Origin of the sequence: Archangium lansingense (assembly GCF_026626635.1) — a bacterium.
Lineage (GTDB): Bacteria > Myxococcota > Myxococcia > Myxococcales > Myxococcaceae > Archangium > Archangium lansingense.
The window spans coordinates 1,415,001-1,434,500 of record NZ_JAPNKA010000001.1; the positions used below are offsets into that span (position 1 = coordinate 1,415,001).

Annotated in this window: 14 protein-coding genes; 4 read left to right on the forward strand and 10 right to left on the reverse strand. The window is 68.7% G+C overall.

All coding sequences use genetic code 11. The annotated features are described in order from the left end of the window. Nucleotides 1-13: 13 nt before the first annotated feature. From dpdA to OV287_RS05690, 4 genes are all read right to left on the reverse strand, one after another. Nucleotides 14-1,321 (reverse strand): tRNA-guanine transglycosylase DpdA, encoded by a 1,308-nt coding sequence (gene dpdA / locus OV287_RS05675; RefSeq protein ID WP_267532954.1) that lies wholly within the window; start codon nt 1,319-1,321, stop codon nt 14-16. Then, complete coding sequence (gene dbpB / locus OV287_RS05680) at nt 1,318-2,460, reverse strand: DGQHR domain-containing protein DpdB (protein WP_267532955.1); 1,143 nt, start codon at nt 2,458-2,460, stop codon at nt 1,318-1,320. Before dbpB ends, dpdA begins: the two co-directional genes overlap by 4 nt. Next, nucleotides 2,457-3,419 (reverse strand): hypothetical protein, encoded by a 963-nt coding sequence (locus OV287_RS05685; protein ID WP_267532956.1) that lies wholly within the window; start codon nt 3,417-3,419, stop codon nt 2,457-2,459. Before OV287_RS05685 ends, dbpB begins: the two co-directional genes overlap by 4 nt. 299 nt (nt 3,420-3,718) lie before the next feature. Then, the gene (locus OV287_RS05690; RefSeq protein WP_267532957.1) at nt 3,719-4,204 is read right to left on the reverse strand and encodes a phosphorothioated DNA-binding restriction endonuclease family protein; all 486 of its coding nucleotides are present in this window, start codon (nt 4,202-4,204) and stop codon (nt 3,719-3,721) included. Nucleotides 4,205-4,494: 290 nt separating this feature from the next. Between OV287_RS05690 and mhpA the strand changes: the two genes are divergently transcribed. From mhpA to OV287_RS05705, 3 genes are all read left to right on the forward strand, one after another. Further along, complete coding sequence (gene mhpA / locus OV287_RS05695) at nt 4,495-6,141, forward strand: bifunctional 3-(3-hydroxy-phenyl)propionate/3-hydroxycinnamic acid hydroxylase MhpA (RefSeq protein ID WP_267532958.1); 1,647 nt, start codon at nt 4,495-4,497, stop codon at nt 6,139-6,141. Between the two features lie 77 nt (nt 6,142-6,218). Continuing rightward, nucleotides 6,219-7,613, forward strand: a complete 1,395-nt coding sequence (locus OV287_RS05700) for a M16 family metallopeptidase (protein WP_267532959.1) — start codon at nt 6,219-6,221, stop codon at nt 7,611-7,613. Next, on the forward strand, nt 7,610-9,082 hold the full coding sequence (locus OV287_RS05705) for a M16 family metallopeptidase (protein ID WP_267532960.1): 1,473 nt from the start codon (nt 7,610-7,612) through the stop codon (nt 9,080-9,082). The genes OV287_RS05700 and OV287_RS05705 overlap by 4 nt, the downstream gene beginning before the upstream one ends. A gap of 108 nt (nt 9,083-9,190) precedes the next feature. Here the strand turns inward: OV287_RS05705 and OV287_RS05710 are convergent, their stop codons facing one another. Further along, a complete protein-coding gene (locus OV287_RS05710) occupies nt 9,191-10,414 on the reverse strand; it encodes a DUF1615 family protein (RefSeq protein WP_267532961.1) in 1,224 nt (407 codons plus the stop codon). 116 nt (nt 10,415-10,530) lie between these two features. Between OV287_RS05710 and OV287_RS05715 the strand changes: the two genes are divergently transcribed. Further along, nucleotides 10,531-12,744, forward strand: a complete 2,214-nt coding sequence (locus tag OV287_RS05715) for a M4 family metallopeptidase (RefSeq protein ID WP_308809548.1) — start codon at nt 10,531-10,533, stop codon at nt 12,742-12,744. 86 nt (nt 12,745-12,830) lie between these two features. Here the strand turns inward: OV287_RS05715 and OV287_RS05720 are convergent, their stop codons facing one another. The 5 genes from OV287_RS05720 to OV287_RS05740 all read right to left on the reverse strand — a co-directional run bounded on the left by OV287_RS05720 (nt 12,831) and on the right by OV287_RS05740 (nt 19,471). Next, entirely contained in the window at nt 12,831-13,478 is a 648-nt protein-coding gene (locus OV287_RS05720; protein WP_267532962.1) for a hypothetical protein, read from the reverse strand. Nucleotides 13,479-13,661: 183 nt separating this feature from the next. Further along, the gene (locus OV287_RS05725) at nt 13,662-14,666 is read right to left on the reverse strand and encodes a metal-dependent hydrolase (protein WP_267532963.1); all 1,005 of its coding nucleotides are present in this window, start codon (nt 14,664-14,666) and stop codon (nt 13,662-13,664) included. A gap of 4 nt (nt 14,667-14,670) precedes the next feature. After that, on the reverse strand, nt 14,671-15,480 hold the full coding sequence (locus OV287_RS05730) for a hypothetical protein (protein ID WP_267532964.1): 810 nt from the start codon (nt 15,478-15,480) through the stop codon (nt 14,671-14,673). Between the two features lie 124 nt (nt 15,481-15,604). Then, entirely contained in the window at nt 15,605-17,410 is a 1,806-nt protein-coding gene (locus tag OV287_RS05735; RefSeq protein ID WP_267532965.1) for an acyl-CoA dehydrogenase, read from the reverse strand. Between the two features lie 21 nt (nt 17,411-17,431). Then, on the reverse strand, nt 17,432-19,471 hold the full coding sequence (locus OV287_RS05740; RefSeq protein WP_267532966.1) for a TonB-dependent receptor family protein: 2,040 nt from the start codon (nt 19,469-19,471) through the stop codon (nt 17,432-17,434). Nucleotides 19,472-19,500: the final 29 nt, after the last annotated feature.

Sequence of the window (19,500 nt, forward strand, 5' to 3'; positions counted from 1 at the left end):
CTTCCCTTGCTCATCAGCCGCGGGCCTGTGCTTTCAACCGGTGCGAGGGCTGCCGGGACTCCGTGAAGGGCTCCTGGGGCGTGTCCAGCCCGAGCCGTTGCAGTTGCCGATAGAGAGTCCAGATGTTGTGGAAGCCCCGCCTCCGGTTGCGCTCGGCACCCCGGAAGAGGATGACGTGGTATTTCAGGCTCTGGCACACCTCGCAAGGGCAACGGCGCCAGGGAGCCTCGCGCAGCGTCTTCTCGTAGGCGGGGGCGTGGTTCTTCTTCGTGTCGGGATCGTAGAACCGCTCGTACTCCATGAGCACCTCCACGACCTGGGTGACCGTGCGCCGGCCTTCCTCGAAGAGCTTCATGGCTTCCAGGCAGGCCCGCTCCAACCGGCGCGCCTGCTCCTGGGAGACCTGCCCGGAGGAGATCTTCCGCTGCAGACCGGGGTTCCCCTCGACCTGCGGGATGCGGATCGCCGTGTACTTGAAATCGTCCGAGTAATAGTTGTCGCGGTCGTCCTTGAAAGCCTGCCGCAGCGGGGACGTGCTGTCGAATGAAGCGACGCCCAGGCGGGAGAACTCCGCGAGGTGCTCGGTGCGCGTCACGCCCAGCAGGTGCAGGCGTGTGCCTGGCTTGCGCACCGTCTGGATCTCCTCCAGGCACATGTGGAGCTCGGGAGTCTTGAGGGGGACCATGCCGCCGAGCGCGATGTAGTCGTAGCCCATCTTCTGCAGCGCCTTCACCGCCGCGGCGTAGGACTTCGGGCTCCAGCCCTGGGCCACTCCGAGCGGCTCGAAGGAATAGCGCCCCACCTTGTGCTTGTGGAGGAACTCCTGGGCCAGCTCCAGCGTGAGCTTCTGCCTGTCCCGGACGGGCTCGGCGATCTCCACCCCGGAACCCGGCGTGTCCGCCGCTGGCTTGAACTCGAGGATGACGTGGTCGAGTGACACGCCCATATCGAAGCGGCAGTTACCGTAGAACTCGAGCACCTCGTCGACTGAATACGGTGGGACCTCCTCGGCCACGTACGTGAAGGCACCACAGTCGCCCATGATCTTGAGCGGGTGAGGAGCCCGCTCCAGGCGGAAGAACTCGGGTGCGCCGCGTCGCAGCAGCCGGTGGCGCTGGGCCGCTGTGTAGCGGCTGCCCAGCGCGCCGAAACCATCGACGATGCCCTTGGAGACCAGCAGCCCGTCGAAAGCGGGCATGGAGAAGATCTCGTGAGCGTAGAGGTCGTCGGTCTGGCGCTGACGGGCCACCGAGCGGCGCTCGCGCTCGAAATCGAAGGTGGGATCGACGAGATCCTGGCTGTCTGGCAGGAAGAACTTCAAGCGGATGTCCGTCGGTTGTTCAGGTAGGCGCGAATCAGCGCGCTGGAGAGCAGGCGGATGTGCTGCGGCGTGTTCTGGACCTCGTTCCACGCCAGCCCGCCGAGCTCCTCCCAGTTCCCATCCGTCCAGCGGCAGATGGGTCGGATGCGAGCCAGCTCGGTGCGCACCACCTGGGGGGCCCGGGCACCGTGCAGGTCGATGCTGCCCATGACCTTGTCCATGAGCCGCCCCATGGCGCAGAGGCCCGCGCCATGCATCAGCCTGCTGCGGGTAGGAGGGCGGCCCCAGGCCTCGGGGAAGATGTCGCGGACCGCCTTCCAGTACATGAGGAGCAGCTTGCGCACGGACTCGAAGTCCGTCTCTCCACTGGCGATGTTGCGGTAGGGGAAGAGGGCTCCGTTGGGGGAGGAGAGACTCTCCTGGAGCATCTTCACTATGGCGGTGTCGGTCACCACGGCGGAGTGGCGGGAGTCGGCGTCTAGCGAGGCGCGCCGGATGAGACCCCGGAAGGGCGAGTCGGGGTCCCGGTTGAGCAGGTCGCACAGGGCTGCAGGCGCGCGGCGGGCCGCGAGGTTGCTGGGCAGCAGCGAGGACACCTCGGGGAGCAGCTCGGTGATGAGTCCACGCGGCAGGGGCTTGGTGTTGTTGACGCGGAGGAACTGGTCGCGTTGCAGGTCCACCTCATCCGCCACGAAGGCGTTGACGGGCACGGGGAAGTCCTGCCGCCTGCACTGTGAGAGTGCCAGGGCTCGCTGCTGGCCATCCACGATCCACGCGGGCTTGCTCTGGCCCGGCCTGGGCAGGGGGATGCGCAACGTGCCGGCCTCGCCGATGCCGGAGTCCACCTTGGGCCCTCGGACCTGCTTGAAGAGGGTGCTCGAGGACAAGGCGAGGATGATGGAGTTGGGGAAGAGGACCTGCGGACCGTCGAGGTACTCGGTGATGCTGCGCACGTGCCGCTTCACCTCGGGGCGCTGGTAGCCGAGCAGGGCCCCGCCCTGGTCCCGCGACACGCGGGAGACGTCGGCCACCCGGAGCAGCTCGGAGGCCGTGAGGGTGAAGAGGTAGAGCGGATGCCGGGGGTGCTGCGCGATGCGGATGGCACGGCGCAGCAGCGCATCGGGTTCGCGGCGGCTCATGGGCGCTCCTGGAGCTCGTGGAAGAGCCGGCCGAAGCGCTTCTGCTCACAGGCGAGGCCGCTGTCTCGCAGCTGCCTCAAGGTGGCGCTACAGGAACGTTTCTGCGTGCGCAGCGCCTGCACGATGAACTGGCGTACCTCGTCGTCCGTCATGGGCGTCCGCTCATAGCGCACGGGGGGAGCGCTGCGGTGGATAAGACGCTCGTAGTACTCCCGAGCGTGGGTTGCGTCCACTTCGCTCCCCGTATCGCGAGCGCGCTGGAGGATGTCCCGGGCGACACGGGCGTGGAGCGACTGGCGTGCGCCTCCCAGGCGATTCTGGAGGTGGGCGTTGGAGGGAACCTGGTGGGGTGCCAGGACACCCTTGAAGAGGGGCGCAGGCGTCGAGACGATGAGGAGATGCTCGGGCTTGTTCAGGGCCTGGGCAGCGCGTGCCAGGTCATCCGCGAACGCGGCGACATAGGCCGGTGAGGCCACGACCAGGATTCGGGCGCGCGGTGAGGACTCCACAAGCTGGTGGATGTGGCGGGGCGTTCCCGGGGCGGGGCCGGATTCCCGGGCGAGTGCCTTCCACCAGAGCTGGAGCAACTCAGCCGTGGGGCGGGATTCTCCCTTGGGGATGACGGAGTCCGCGTGGCCTCGGGAGAAGGTGGCCGAGTACGGGCGGATGGGAGCGTTCGCGGGGATGAGCCCGTATCCCGCCGAAGCCACCCAGAGGTGGGAGCGCAGCCCGGCCTCGGTGGCCAGCGGAGGCAACTCCTGGACGACACTCCAGTGATCACCCGCGTACAAGTCCTGTGCGGAGCGCTTGGGATGAGGGTGGTCGCGGAGGCAGTTCCACCAGAGTTTGGCGCGGGATTCGGGTGGCGCCGCCTGGACGGTTCGCAGGTGAAGCCCTGGAGGAATGGGGACACGCTTCCGGTCGCTGCAGCTGGCGATGATGTGGAGATCGGTCGACATGGCTCCCGGAGCGGCTCGGGGCCGGTATACCCGCAGATGGTGACGTGGGCGAAAATCCGAGTGCTGATCTCCGCATCCCGATCGGGGAGCTCCGCGCGCTGCCCCGTGAGTCCGTGGGTACGCATGGGTGGTGACGTTGCATGTGGTTCTGGCGAACATGACTTCCACGGTTGTATCGCCGGAACCGCCCGGAGAGAAAGTCCCGAGAGAAGGCGGTTTTTTGGATCTGTGGCTTCGCGGAAACTGGGTGCGGCCGGGTGTGGGGTGGCGTGCAGTTATACCCCGGGTGCGGCCGGTTTTCAGTCGATGCTCAAACCAGCCTGCTGGAGCAGGGCTTCATGATGCTCGCTTGGGAAGTGGTCATTCATCAACGTGCGAGCAATACGTCGAACGAGCTCCGGCCGTGCGCGGAGTAGCTGGTCGTATTCTTCGATGAAGCCGCCCCGGGCATTCGATTCGCGCAGAGACGTCAGGGTCGGATCGGTGTTGCTCTTGCGCTGAACCAGTTCCGCCTTGTTGCGGACCTCGACTTCCCAAAGTCCATCGTGCTGTAGGCGCCAGAACGGGTAGCCCGCATGAGGAGTGTTTCGTGCCTGGCCGTGGCTCTTCAGGAGTGACACGAGCTTGGGCTCGATCTCCACGAAGGAGACGAGCCTCGGTTCGTCGCGTTGAATACGTCCCAATGCGAGGAGGAGAAGCAGGGGTTTGTGTGCTGCCGTCTGCCCCTGGCGCCTCCAGGTCTGGAGGTTCTGGATGGCACTCAGGAGCCTCTGTTCTTCATTCATGGTGGCTCACGCGTGCAACGTACCCCACGTGCACTGTGTCTCGGCACCACCGCCCCGGGTCCTTTGCTGCCTGCCCTGGTGCTTGACTGGGGTCCGGCGAGGTACCGGTGGGTCTTGCCCCATCCCCGTCCCTCGAGCCGACGAGAGTGCACCCGCAGTGTAGGCGGTCAACCCCCCGTTCGGGCGCCGGGCGGGTAGTCCCGTGACAACGGACGTGGTGGGACGGCTTGCATCCGGTACATTCCGTCCCGCCAGGGCCCCGCGGTTGGGGTCCTCGGGCAGGGAGTTCCATGACGCCACGGGTCGAAGAGACGGATGTGCTCATCATCGGCTGCGGCCCGGTGGGGGCGCTGACGGCCAATTTCCTCGGTCTGTACGGGGTCCGCACGCTCGTCCTCGAGCGCCTGCCCACCCCCCATGGCCAGCCACGCGCCATCACCTGTGACGACGAGGCCCTGCGCATCTACCAGGCTGCTGGCCTCTCCGAACCCATGGACGCCCATATGTACACCGTCCCCGAGGTCCAGATGACCGGGGCCGACGGTGAGCTCTTCGCCCGCGTCGTCATCCAGGGACTCGACTTCGGCAACGGTTTCCCCGCCCTCCGCTTCTTCAGCCAGCCCTACGTCGAGGACGTCCTGCGCCAGGGCCTCTCCCGCTTCCCCCATGTAGAGCTGCGGTTCGGCCACTCCCTCGAGGCCTACTCGCAGGACGCCCAAGCCATCTCCGCCACCGTTCGCAACACCCACGACGGCTCCGAGTACACCGTGCGCGCCCGCTATCTGCTCGCCTGTGACGGTGGCCGCAGCACCGTGCGCCGCATCGCCGGCATCGAGATGGTGGGCTCCACCTACGACGAGCAGATGCTCGCCATCTCCCTCCTCCTGCCCGAGCCGCCGCCGCCCCTGTGCCGCATGGTGTGCGATCCCCATCGCCACATCTTCGTCGCCCGCTGTTCCGGCAACGAGATGCGCGTGGATTGTACGATCCGCCAGGACGAGAAGGCCGAGGACCTGCTCCAGCCCGAGCGTCTCCGCGAGTTCATCGCCCCCTTCGTGGACCCGGATCGCGCCACCATCCTCCGCGCCGCCGCCTACGTCTTCAACCGCCGCATGGCCTCGCGCTGGCGCGACGGGCGGATGTTCCTGCTCGGCGATGCCGCCCACCTCATGCCGCCCGTGCTCGGCCAGGGGCTGTGCTCCGGCCTGCGCGACGCCCACAACCTCTCCTGGAAGCTCGCGTCCGTGCTCCACGGCCACGCCGATGAGCCGCTCCTCGACACCTACGAGCAGGAGCGCCGCCCCCACGTCGAGGCCATGCTCGACACCAGCGTCCAGATGGGTCGCGTCGTTCTCACCGGCAACCGCCCCATGGCCATGCTGCGCGACCGCGTCTTCCGGGCGCTCGACCACATTCCCCGCGCGCAGCGCTTCATCCGCAACTTCGAGTTCAAGCCCCGGCCTCTCATCTCCCGCGGCTTCATGCTCGGGGGCTCGCGGGGCCACCGCCAGGCCCCCGAGGGCACCTACTTCCCCCAGCCCCGCGTGGGCGCTCCGGGTGGTGGGGAGGTGCGGCTCGACGAGCTGATGGGCCCCGGCTTCGCGGTGCTGGTGCACCCGGATACCCGCGAGGCCTCGCGCCGTGGAGCCCAGGCGCTCGCCGAGAGCCTCGGGGCTCGCTGCCTGCGCATCATCCCGCCTCGCTCCGGACAGGCTCAGCCCGGTGAGGTGGTGGATACCGAGGGGAAGCTCGACGAGTGGTTCCGCGAGTACAAGGTGGAGATCGCCGTCATCCGTCCGGATCGCTATCTCTTTGGCGCGGTGCGCGGCTCGCATCTGGCGTGGCTGTCCACGGCGCTGCGCGGGTGGATCCACGGGCCACTGAGCGAGCGGGAGATGCCCGCTCCCGCGTCCGCCCTCAAGTCGTCGGTGGGCTGACGGCGGAACAGTCTCTCGGGGAATTTCCCGCGAACCCACCCGTTGGGGGGGCTCTTCGCGGCATGGAGGGAGAGCGGATGCTCAGACAGAAGTTGCTCGTCACGGGGTTGGTGCTGCTGGCCGGAACGGCTGCGTGCGCCCAGGGACGGTCCGCGAGGACCGAGGCGGCGGCCACCACCGCCGCTCCGAAGCCCGGCGCCCAGGTGACCACGAAGACGCTGAAGAACGGGTTGAAGGTCATCGTCTGGGCAGACCCAGACAATCCCAGTGTCGCGCTCTACAACTGGTTCCGCGTGGGCAGCCGCAACGAGCGCCCCGGCATCACCGGCCTGTCCCACTTCTTCGAGCACATGATGTTCAACGGCGCGAAGAAGTACGGCCCGGGTGAGTTCGATCGCGTCATGGAGGCGCACGGCGGCCGCAACAACGCCTACACCTCCGAGGACGTCACCGTGTACCAGGACTGGTTCCCGCGCTCGGCGCTGGAGAAGATCTTCGACCTGGAGGCGGACCGGCTGCAGCACCTCGCCATCGACCCGAAGGTGGTGGAGAGCGAGCGGGGCGTCGTCTACTCGGAGCGGCGCTCGGGCGTGGACAACAACAACGGCGGGATGCTCATGGAGCAGGTGCAGGCCACTGCCTATGTGGCCCACCCCTACCAGTTCCCCGTCATCGGCTGGCCCTCGGACATCGAGAGCTGGAAGCAGGAGGACCTGGAGCGCTACTTCCGCACCTACTACGCGCCCAACAACGCCACCCTCATCGTGGTGGGCGCGGTGACGCCCGCGGAGATCTTCTCGCTGGCGGAGAAGTACCTCGAGCCCATCCCCGCCCAGCCCGAGCCCGAGCCGGTGCGCACCCAGGAGCCGCCGCAGCAGGGCGAGCGCCGGGTGGTGGTGCGCAAGCTGGCCCAGGCGCCGCTGCTACAGATGGCCTTCCACGGCCTCAAGGCCAGCGACGCCGAGGCGCCCGCGCTGGACTTGCTGGTGCGCATCCTCACCGAGGGGGATTCCTCGCGGCTGCACCGGCGGATGGTGGAGGAGGAGCGGGTGGCCATCAGCGTGGCGGGGTACCGGGGCGCGGGGTTCGATCCCTCGCTCACGTGGATGTTGGTGGACCTGCCGCCGGGAGGCGATCTGGGCAAGGCCGAGGCGCTGCTCGACGCGGAGCTGGCGAAGGTGGTGTCCGCGGGCGTCACTGACGCGGAGCTGCGCAAGGCGAAGAACATCGTCGTGGCGGACTTCTGGCGCAGCCTGGAGACCAACAGTGGCCGGGCGCAGGCGCTCGGCACCTACGAGGTGTTCCACGGGGACTGGCAGAAGCTCTTCCAAGCGCCGGAGCACTATGAGGCGGTGACGCGCGAGCAGGTGCAGAAGGTGGCGGCGAAGGTGTTCTCGAAGAACAACCGCTCGGTGGGGGTGCTGGTGCCCGAGGCCGCGGCGGACGAGGCGAAGAAGGAGGCGGCGCGATGAAGGTGCTGAACGGGAAGGTGGCGCTCGCGGCGCTGCTGGTGGCCTCCACGGCGGGGGCTCAGGAGACGAAGGTCCAGGGCCCCACGGCGCAGCAGGTACGCAAGGCCGCGGCGCAGGACGCGGTGAAGCTGCCCAAGGCCACGGTGCTGGAGCTGAAGAACGGCGCGAAGCTGCTCCTGGTGGAGAAGCACGAGGTGCCGCTGGTGTCCTTCAGCGCGAAGGTGCGCGGCGGGGCGCTCGGAGACCCGGAGGGCAAGGAGGGCGTGGCCGCGCTCGCCGCCGAGCTGCTCCAGAAGGGCGCCGGCAAGCGTGACGCCGCGCAGTTCGCCGAGGCGGTGGACAGCGTGGGCGGTGTGCTCGGGGTGTACTCCGGCCGCGAGTCGCTCGACATCGGCGGGCAGTTCATGGCGCGCGACACCGCGCTCATGGTGGAGCTGCTCTCGGACATGCTGATGCGGCCTCGCTTCGACGCCGCTGAGCTGGAGAAGATGCGCGAGCGCATGGTGTCGGAGCTCGCCGCGGCGAAGGACGGAGATCTTCGCGGCGTCATCGGCACCTACTTCCAGGCCTTCCACTTCGGGCCGCACCCCTACGGCCGGCCGGTGGGCGGCAGCGAGGCCTCGCTGGCTACGCTCACGCGCGAGGATGTGCTGGCGTACGCGAAGTCGCACCTGGGCGGAGACCGGCTCATCCTCTCGGTGGTGGGCGACTTCGATGCGAAGAAGCTCGCGAAGCAGCTCGAGGTGGCGCTCGGTGGCTGGAATCGCGCGGGTGCTCAGGTCCCGGTGGCTCCTTCCACCAGTCCGGTGAAGGGTCGGCGCGTGCTGCTGGTGGACAAGCCAGACGCCACGCAGACGTACTTCTGGGCTGGCAACACCGGCATCTCGCGCACCGACCCCGAGCGCGTGAATGTGGCTCTCGCCAACACGGTGCTCGGTGGTCGCTTCACCTCGCTGCTCAATACGGCGCTGCGCGTGAAGTCGGGCCTCACCTACGGCGCCGGCTCGATGGTGCTGCCCAACATCCAGCCGGGCCCCTTCGCCATCTCCTCGTATACGAAGACGGAGTCCACCGGCCAGGCGCTGGATATGGCGCTGGACGTGCTCGCCAACTACCGCCAGCAGGGCCTGGATGACGCCACGCTCGCCTCCGCCAAGGAGTACGTGCTGGGCCAGTTCCCCCCTACGCTGGAGACGGGACAGCAGATCGCCTCGAAGCTGTCCGAGCTCGCCTTCTACGGGCTGGATTCGAACGACGTGGATGAGTTCGCCTCCAAGGTGTCCGCCGCGGACAAGGCTCGCATCCAGGCTGCGATTCAGCGCGTCATGCCCGCCCAGGACGACCTCACCGTGGTGTTCATCGGCAAGGCCGCGGCCATCCGCGACGTGGCTCGCAAGTACGGCCCTGTGACCGAGATGAGCATCACTGACCCGCACTTCGCTCCTCGGACGGCGGCGAAGAAGCAGTAGGCGCATACCCTCACCCCTGCCCTCTCCCAGAGGGAGAGGGAGTTACGTCTGGCCCTCTCCCTCTGGGAGAGGGTCGGGGTGAGGGTCTTCCCCAGTGCCGCTGTCCCCCTACTTCGGCAGCGCCGCGTAGCGGTTCATGCACTTCTGGTAGCGCCTGTTCACCGACTGCGCGAACCACGCCGTGGATTTCTCCCCGCTCATCTTCGGGCTTCGGATGACCACCGTGGGCAGTTGCTCGTAGGCCGGTGTCTCGCTCGTCTCCTCCTGGTACACGCGCTTGATGGCGCTCCAGGTGTCCGTCTCCTCGAAGGCGAGCTCCTTCTCCTTCTCCACGTCTTTGCGCACCCGCCGCTCGCTCACGTCGTCCGGCACGTACCGCTCCCGGAAGGCCAGAATCGCTTTCAGCGAGTTGCTGTCCGCGTCCACCGGCTCGCCCTGCTTGTCGTAGGCCAGGAGGTCTCCATCCGTCACCAGCTTGATGCCGGTGAGGCGGCTTATCTGCGCCTGCACCGCCGCGTTGCGCGAGGCGTAGAAGCCCGCGTTGTAGTCCGCGAAGCGGTAGAGCGGCTCGCTGTAGTGCGCCTCGTAGCCCAGCAGCCGCGCCGTGCCGTAGTACACCCCTCCTCCCCGCGTGTAGAGCTCCTCACGCACCCTCTGCAGCGCGCGCTCGTCCCCTCCGGCCAGCTCCTCCGAGAAACGCACGCTCACCTGCATGGAGCCCGCCGTGGTGATGGGGTTGAGGTCCTCCAGTCGCGTGGACTTGAAGAGGCTGCTCGCAAGCTGCGCCGCGATGTACGTCTTCGGGTACTCCGTCTCGTAGTACTCCAGCAGCTCGCGGAAGATGCGATCCAGGTCCCGCTCCGTCTTCACCTGCGCGAGCCGCTGCTCGAAGGTGCGCGTCTGGCCCGGCCCCTTTCCCTCCAGCAGTCCTTTGATCGCCGGCGGCCCCAGCGGGCCCAGCTTGTCCGCATACGCCTCTAGCTTCTGCTGAACGATGCGCGCCAGGCCCGGCACTGCCGGGTTCGCCTCAAAGCCGGACTCCTGCTCGATGACGGCCAGCACCGAGCACACCGCCTCCGCCGAGGGGTAGAGCCGGTGCGCCTCCAGCGCCGCCAGCACATCCGCCGCCCAGCCCTCCCGGTCCTTCTCATCCGGGGGCACGAGCTGTGTCGCCTGCTCCTCGGTGACTCGTGGTGGCAGCGGCGCCTGCGGCCTCACCTGGCGGGGAGCGCATGCCACCAGCGCCGAGAGCACGCACGCGGCCAGTACAGTCCGGCCCGCGTGAAAAAATCGCGCACCGTTCCATCTCTCCCGCGCGGAGACAAGTGTCATGGGGCCAGCGTTTACAACCCATGAAGCAGAAAAATTCCTGAAAACCATCATAACCCCTTGTTCACGGCTTAAATTGGAGTTCAAGTGAACAGTCTCTTCTTACGAGGAGTAGTGAATTGGCCAATCGAGTGATGCGGACGCTGTGCGTGGCGTGGTTGGGCGCGAGCCTTGCTGCCTGCGGTTCGACGGCGGAAGTGAACGAGGAGGCGGTTCGGGCGGGTGAGAAGGACGTGGACGTCCAGGCGGCGCTGGCGCGCTTCAAGGACGTGCGCGTGGTGGGCAGCGAGGCCGGCGTTCCCTACGCCGTGACGGGCAAGCTGGGCCGGTTGTCGCCCGCGGGCGCCGTGGGCGAGCTTCGCGCCCGGGACGAGCTGCGCGAGGCGGTAACGGACATCGCGCCGGTATTCCGCGTGAGCGGCGAGGACCTGGTGCTCAAGCGTTCCTCCGTGGACGAGCAGGGCCACCGGCACGTGCGCTTCCAGCAGACCCTCAACGGTCTGAAGGTGGTGGGTGGCGAGGTCGTCGTGCACGCGGATCGCGCGGGCAACATCTATGCGATCAACGGCTCGGCCCGCACGGGGGAGCAGGTGTCCGCTGCCGCGACGGTGGCCCCCGAGGCCGCGCTGACCGCGGCTGTGGCCGGCTCCAGCGCGCGCGGTGCTTCCTCCCAGGGTGATGCGAAGCTGGTCTACCTGCGCCCCGAGCGTAGCCAGGAGCTGCGGCTGGCCTACGAGGTGCGCGTGAAGGGCGAGCGTGACGGCATCCCCGCCGACGATCTCGTCTACGTGGACGCGCAGCGCGGTGGCGTCCTGCTGGAGAACCCGCTCATTCACACGGCGCTCAATCGTCGGGTGTACTCGGCCAACAACGGTTCGAGCACGCCCGGCACGCTCAAGCGCAGCGAGGGCCAGGCGGCCATCGGAGACGCCCATGTCGACATCAACTACGACATGCTGGGCGTTACCTACAACTGCTACAAGACGCTCTTCAACCGCGACTCGTACGACAACGCGGGTGCCACGCTCACCAGCACCGTTCACTACGGCTCCAACTACGTCAACGCCTACTGGGACGGCACCCAGATGGTGTACGGCGATGGCAATGGTGTGGACTCCATCGAGCTGGGCAAGGACCTGGACGTCACCGTCCACGAGCTGACCCACGCCGTGACGGACTCCGAGTCGGACCTCATCTACTCGGGTGAGTCCGGCGGTCTCAACGAGTCCATGTCCGACATCTTCGCCGGCGTGTGCGAGAGCTGGAACCGCAGCTGGGCCGTGGACGCGGACGTGTTCATGATTGGCGAGGACATCTGGACGCCGGCCACCGCGAACGACGCGCTCCGCTACATGGATGACCCGGCCAAGGACGGGGTCTCGCTCGACTTCTACGGCGACTACGCCCCGGGCGTGGACGTGCACTACAGCTCGGGCATCAGCAACCTGGTGTTCTCGCTGCTGACCAAGGGCGGCACGCACCCGCGCGGCAAGTCGACCAACGTGGTTCCGGTCATTGGCCCGGAGAAGGCCGGCCGCATCTTCTACAAGGCCAACACGGACCTCTTCACCGCCAGCACCACCTTCGAGCAGGCCAAGACGTACACCATCCAGGCCGCTGATGCGCTCTACGGCGCGGGCTCGGCCGAGTCCCTGGCCGTGGACGAGGCCTGGAAGGCCGTGGGCGTGCCGCCTCCGCCGCCGGTGATCAACCCGCTGACCAACGGCGTGGCGGTGACCGGCATCTCCGGTGGCAAGAAGTACTACTCGCTCGATGTGCCCGCCGGTCAGTCCAACCTGGTGTTCAACATGAGCGGTGGCACGGGTGACGCGGACATGCACGTGAAGTTCGGCGCGCTGCCCACCGCCAGCACCTACGACTGCCGTCCGTACACGGGTGGCAACACGGAGAGCTGCAGCTTCACCAACCCGTCCGCGGGCACCTGGTACGTGATGCTCAACCCCTACTCGTCGTACTCGGGCGTCACCTTCACGGGCACGTACAGCGGTACTGGCGGAGGTGGTGGCGGCACGCCGGTGACCCAGACCATCAACGACAGCGTGGCCTCGGGCGCGGCGGACAACTTCGGCCCGTACAGCGTGGTGGCTGGCACCAAGTTCAAGGTGGTGATGTCGGGCTCGGGTGACCCGGACCTCTACGTCCGCTTCGGCGCGGCGCCCACGACCAGCACCTACAACTGCCGTCCGTACACCTCCGGCGCCTCCGAGACGTGCGACCTGACGGTGCCCGCGGGCACGACCAGCGCGTACGTCATGGTGCGCGGCTACACCGCGGCGACGTACACCCTGAACCTCAGCTACACCAAGCCGTAGTCACGGTGAGCAGGATGGGTTGACGGCGGGCGGCTCTCCACTCGGGGGCCGCCCGCTTTCTTTTTCCGGAGCACCGTGGGGCGTGCTCACCGCCGGAGCTGGATGTCACGCGCGAGGCTCTCGCCTCCGCCCACCAGGTCGAACGAGGCCCGCACGGGAGTGCCCTCGGTGATGTCTCTCAGCGGGATGTGCCGGCCCCGGCGCAGACCGCGGCTGCGACCGTCGATGCGCAGCTCGTAGATGTTGCCCTCGTCGTCGCTCACCTCGATGGTGCCGGGGCGCACGCGCTTCACCCGGCCGTCCACGGTGCCGGTGGCGATGGTGATCTCCTCGGCGGGCTCGGTGGGGGAGATGCTCGCGTTGCCGGCACGTGCCGCCTCCGCGGCCTCGAGGAAGCCAACCCGGTCCTCGTCATCCATGAGGGAGCGGTCAGCCTGGCTCCCCGGCCTCTCCCAGGACCCGGAGTCTGTCTCCAGCAGCTGCGAGGGCGGAGTCTCCGTGTCCGTTTCGTCCGCGAGGCGCTCTCCTCCAGGCTCGGCCTGTTGGGTTTCAGTCGCGGGGGCCGCGAGCTCTGGCAGCTCGACGACGTCGATGGTCTGGACGGGAGCGGGTTCGGAGGGAGCCTCTGCGGCCACCGCGACCTGCGTGACATCCGTTCTCGGCTCCTGCTTCCGGCACCCAGCAAGACAGAGGACACAGCAGCCCAGCAGTCCCCACCCCACCCATTTCGCCATCCCCCTCACCCCCACCCTTGCCCGCGGGGAAGGTGGGGCGCCGGTACGACCACGGCAAGCCACCCGGCCGGGCGGCTGTCCACCAGCGCTCACCGCACGGAGGCGATGAAAGCAGGCAAGCCAACGTGCGCCCGTGTGTATCCCCTCTCCCTCCGGGAGAGGGCTAGGGTGAGGGTATCCGCCTCATGGGTTCCCCCCACGCGGCCCGCGCCACCGTTCCATCAACTCGCGCGCACTTCCTCCGCGCTCGAGCCGTGCGTCCGCCACCGAAAGGTCCGGCGCCAGCTCCAGGACGAACGTGAGAGTCGGCTCGCCACGCAGGTGGTAGCGCAGGTCTCCAATCCGCACCACGGTGCGGCCCTGCGCGCTGGTGGCCGAGGAGATGACGGGGAAGCGGGCCCAGGCGAGCGCCTCATGCACGGTGGGCACGGCACGCACGGAAGCGGGGAGCGTGTCCATCGCGGGTCTCGGCAGGCGGCGCTCCTCGCGCGGGGGCTCGCCGGGAGACACCGAGCCAGCGATGTACTCAGAGGGGAGCACGGCCACGTAGCGCCAGGTGGTGAGCGAGAACCACGCGGGGAAGACCTGCACCCGCTCCGCCGAGGGCCAGGCCTCGTGCACCCGGGACGTCAGCGTGGCCTGAAGGACAACGCGCAGGCCCACGTACGCGGCTGAGCACGCGAGTCCCACGAGCAGCGCCCTCCGCCACTGCGCCCGGCGGCGCCAGGCCCATATCGCGCCGGCGAGCAGGGGCAGGGTGACGAGCGGGTCCACCACCATCGTCCAGTCGAGCGTGAGGCGGCGGTCGGAGAAGGGGAGGAGGAGCCGGGTGCCCCAACCGGTCCACAGGTCGGGCAACAGGTGGGCTCCATAGAGCGCGAGCAGGCTGGAGAGGTAGACGGGGAGGAAGCGGGCGCGGCGGAAGAAGAGCAGGGCGAGCCCGGTGGCGGCGAGAGCCACCACGGGGGCGAATGCGAGCGCATGCGACAGGCCGCGGTGGGCGCGCAGGGCGTGGTCGACCGAGTTCGCAGCGGGCAGAAGGGTATCGAGGTCGGGCAGCTCGGCGGCGAGGACGGAGCCGAGGAGCACGGCCTTGTCGGTGGGAGACAGGGGCGAGCCGGCGGGGGCGTCGGGCCGGCGCAGGGCGCCGAGGGCCAGTCCCAGCAATCCATGGGTGAGGTTGTCCATGGCGTTACGCTCCCAGGGCGTGGGCCACGGCCCGCACGTGCGTGCGGACGAGCTCGCGGGCCCGGGTGAGCTCCTCCTGGTGCGTGGGCACATACCCAAGGCACAGCACCACCTCATCCTCGGGGGCAGCGCGTGCACCCAGCGCGGCGTAGTCGAGCGTGCGCGAGAGGGGCTCGCCCTCGGTGTCCGGGGTGAAGCGGCCGAACACTGCGGCGTGGGTGCCACGGCCCGGCGCGGTCTCCTTCAGGGCGAAGAGCTGGCGCACAGCCTCGAGCGTCTCGGGGCGAGCGGCGAGCACCTCGGGGTCCACGGGTCCCGCCAGCTCCCACTCGAGCAAGCGCAGGCAGCCGCGGACGAACTCCACATCGGTGATGACGAGCCCGTACAGATACCAGTCCGCGCACGCAGCCTGGACGAGCAGGGCCTGGGCGTCGGAGAGCCAGGTGAAGGAAGGGCAGGTGAAGGTCTCGCAGATGTCGGCGCGGTAGACGCCGCAGTCGCGCAGGTCCGCGCCGCCCGTCACCTTCGGGTGGCCGAGGCAGCCCACCCGTGTGTGCTCCGCGTCGATGAAGCCCAGCAGCGGGCAGACGCGCACGGCGGGGAAGAGGGGGCTCTCGCGCCGGGACTCCAGGAGGGCCCGGGCCGCGGTGTGCCAGGCGTTCGGCTCGTGGGGCACGGTGCGCAGGGCCTCGGTCTGAGCGGCGAGCTGCTGGGTGAGCGTGGCGCGCGAGTGGTCTCGGAAGTTGTAGAGGCCGCAGCAGGCGCCGCACGAGGCGCCACGGCCGGGCTGGCACAGGTGAAAGGAGACGGACACGGTTCCTCGGGAGGCTAGACCCTCACCCTAGCCCTCTCCCAGAGGGAGAGGGGACTCAGGTTTGGCCCTCTCCCGCTGGGAGAGGGGCGGGGTGAGGGTCGTCCGTCTGCCCGTGTGCGACACCTTAGAACCACTCGGGCCGCATGCGCGTGTACGAGTCCTCCCCCGAGCGGCACAGCGCCACCAGATGGCGCACCCGCGGCAGCTCCGTGTGCAGCCAGTACTGCGCCGCCGCCAGCTTCCCCTCGTAGAAATCCCGGCCCTCGCCGCCGCGCGCCAGCCCCTCGCGCGCCGCTGCCGCCTGCGCCAGCCACCGCCACGCCACCGCCAGCACCGAGAACAGCTCCATGTAGTCCGCGCTGTGGCGCAGCATCCGCTCCACCTCGCCCGCCATGCCCGCCGCTCCCAGCTCCATCGTCAGCTCCACCACCTCCTGCAGCGCCCGGCCCAGCGCCTCGCCCCACGCAGGGTCCACTCCCGCCCGCCGCGCCCGCTCCACCGTCGCCCCCGCCTCCTCCGCGAAGGCCCTCATTGCCTCGCCCCCCGCCGCCATCACCTTGCGCCCCAGCAGGTCCAAGCCCTGGATGCCCGTGGTGCCCTCGTGGATGCTGTTGAGCTTCTGATCTCTCAGGTACGCCTCGGGCAGATACTCGCTCGAATAGCCGTAGCCCCCGTGCACCTGCACTGCCAGCGCGTTGGCCTCGAAGCCCTTCTCGGCGGGGAACGTCTTCGCCAGCGGCGTGAGCAAGTCCAACAGCAGCCCTGCGCGCCGCCGCTCCTCCTCCGTCTTCCCGTGTGCCGCCACGTCGGCCTGAAACGAGGCCATCGCCAGCAGTGACAGGCCTCCCTCGACGATGGCCTTCTGCCGCAGCAGCATCCGCCGCACGTCCGCGTGCTCGATGATGGGGCGCTGCGGCCGGGCCGCGTCCTTCTCCCAAGCGGGGCGTCCCTGCGGCCGGTTCTGCGCGTACGCCAGCGCCTCGTGGTACGCCACCGAGGCCGTCGCCACACCGTTGAGGCCCACCATGATGCGCGCCTCGTTCATCATCTGGAACATATGGGCCAGCCCCTTGCCTGCCTCGCCCACCAGCCACCCGCGGCAGTCCCCGCCCTCGCCGTAGTTGAGCGCCAGGCTGGGCAGCCCCTTCCAGCCAATCTTGTGGATGGCCCCCGCCACCCGCACGTCATTGTCCACCAGCCGCCCGCCCTCGGGCCGGCGCGCGGGCACGGCGAAGAGTGACAGGCCCCGCGTCCCCGCCGGGGCGCCCTCGATGCGCGCCAGCGTGAGGTGCACCACGTTCTCCGTGAAGTCGTGGTCCCCGCCGCTGATGAAGATCTTCGAGCCGGTGATGCGGTACGAGCCGTCCTCCGCCGGCGTGGCCCGCGTCCTCACGTCCGCCAGGCTGCTGCCCGCCTGTGGCTCGGTGAGCGCCATGGTGCCCGTCCACTCGCCCCGGTACATCCGGGCCATGAACTCGTCCTTGAGCCAGGGGCTTCCGAAGGCCTCGATGAGGTGGGCCGCGCCGCTGGTGAGCCCGACGAAGCCGTACGCGCTCAGGTTGGCCGCCATCAGGTACGCCGAGGCCAGCGAGTACACCGTGATGGGCAATTGCTGGCCTCCCACCTCCACGGGATGGGTGGCGGATAGCAAGCCCAGCTCCACGAGCTGCGGGTACAGCTTGCGCATCAGCGGGTGCACGTGGATGCGGCCATCCCGGAACGCCGGTGGCTCGGCGTCCATCAGCCGGTACGTGGGCAGGAGCACGTCCCTCGCGAAGCGGCGCGTGCTGTCCAGGAAGAGCGTGAACGTCTCGCGCGAGTGGTCCGCGAAGGCTGGGAGCTTGCACAGCGACTCGGTGTCCAGCACCTCGTAGAGCTGGAAGTCCACGTCGCGGTCGGAGAGCAGCGGGTTCGAGGCGGGGGCGGTCATAGGAGGGGTGTTATCACGGTGTTACCAGCGGTGTGCCAGGCCTGCTCCTGCGTACACGGACAGGGGCGGCGCCGGCTCGAAGTAGCGCCCCCGGTTTGCGTTCACCCGCACGTTGTCGCTGTAGCGCGCCGACAGCAGGTTCTGGAACCCGAGGAACGGGCTCACCTCGAAGCCCCCCATCGGGAAGCGGTGCCCCAGCCTCGCGTTCACCACCCAGGCCGTGTGCTCTCGCACCGTGTTCGCGTCGTCCGCGTACATGCCGCCCGCACTGAAGACCTCCACCGCTGCCCGTGCCCCGCTCGCGTGCTGGTACACCGCCTCCGCGCTCACCTGGTTCGCCGGTATCCCCGGCACCTGCTTGCCCCTCAACTGCCGGCCCTGTGACACGTAGTCACGGAACGTCGCCTGCAACGCGTTGTAGGCCGCCTTTATCCGCAACTCCTCCGTCACCTTCACCTCCAACGCCACCTCCGCTCCCAGGTGCCGCGAGCGCCCCGTGTTGCGGAAGTAGGCGCGCGCCTGCTCGTCCTCGAAGCGCACCAGCCCGTCTTGGATCCACACCGCGAACAGCGCTACGTCGTAGCGCAGCCGGCTCCACAGCAGCCCGCGCGCCCCCAGCTCCACCCCGTTCGAGCGCTGGGGCTTCAAGTCCCTCGACAGGCCGCCGCCCGTTCCCGCGGGCACCACCAGCTCCGTTGTCGTCGGCGCCTCGAAAGACTGCGTGACGCTCCCGAACACCGACACCTCCGGTCTCGGCGCCCAGATGAGCCCCAGCCGTCCCGTTGGCTGCTGAAACGTCCGCGCCCCCGTCCCGTCCCCGTCACTCTTCAGGAAGTCCTCCACCGTGTAGCGCGACACGTCGTACCGCGCCCCCGCCACCATCGTCAGGCGCTCGCGCAGCTCCAACTCCTCCTGCGCGAAGAGGCCCAAGCCCAGAACCCCTTCGTCCTGGTCGAGCTGCAGCGTGTCGCCTGGTAAGCCCTCCGCGTTGTCGAAGTTCTTCCGCCGGTCCGCCTGGGATTGCACCTCCGCCCCCACCGTGAAGCGGCTGCGCAGCCCGAGCAGCGGCCCCCGGTTGCCGTAGCGCACCGATACCCCGCCGAATGTCCGATCGAACGCCACTACCACCTGGGGCAGCGCATTCTGGAAGCTTCGCAGCGCGAGGAAGCTGCTTGCCTCCACTTCGTGCTCCTCGCCCAGGCGCCGGCGGTACGTCAGTCCCAGCCGACCCTGCCGCACCGACTCGCCCGCTCGGTACTGCGCATTGAGGGGCGAGGCCTGTTGAGGGTCGCTCTCCACCTCCGCCCGTGACAGCCCGCCCGCGTCCCCCGCCTCAGGTGCGTCCACCAGCGACAGCACCGCCTTCAGCTCCGAGCGCCCATCCGGTGTCCAGCGTACCTTCCCGTTCAGCAGGACCTGCTCTGTGCTCGACAGCCGCCGCCACCCCTGCTGCGTCAGCCGCGACGCTCCCAGCGTCCAGCGCACGTCCCCACTCTTGCCCCCGCCCTTCACGTTCAGCTTCCACAGGGCGTTGTCCCCATGCACCGTGCGCGCCTCTACGAAGGGCCGCTCCGGGCCGTCCTCCGTGGTGATGCTCACCACTCCGCCTGCTGCGTTCCCGTACAGCGACGAGGCCAGTCCCCGCAGCACCTCCATGCGCTCCGCTGAGGCCATGTCCAGGCTGTCCACGTTCGACTGCCCGTCCGGCAGCGTCTCCGGGAAGCCGTCCACCAGCACGGTGATGCCTCGGATGCCGAACGCCGAGCGCGCTCCGAATCCCCGAATGGACAGCCGCAGGTCCTGCGAGGCGTTGTTGCGGCTCTGCGTCACCAGCCCCGGTACTCCCACCAGTGACTCGTACAGGCCCAGCGTGGCTCGGCCTTCCTGAATGTCTTCTTGCTCCACCACGCTCACCGCCGCCGGCGTGCGGCTCAGCGGCGTGGGCACCTTCGGCGCCACCACCGTTGTCTCCGGGGGCTCGGCGGACCTCGTGTCCGATGGGGGCGTGGGGGATTGCGCCAGGGCGGCGGAGAGGAATGCGCAGGGAAACAGCCAGGACATCCAGGGGGTCCTTCCACTTGGGGAACTCG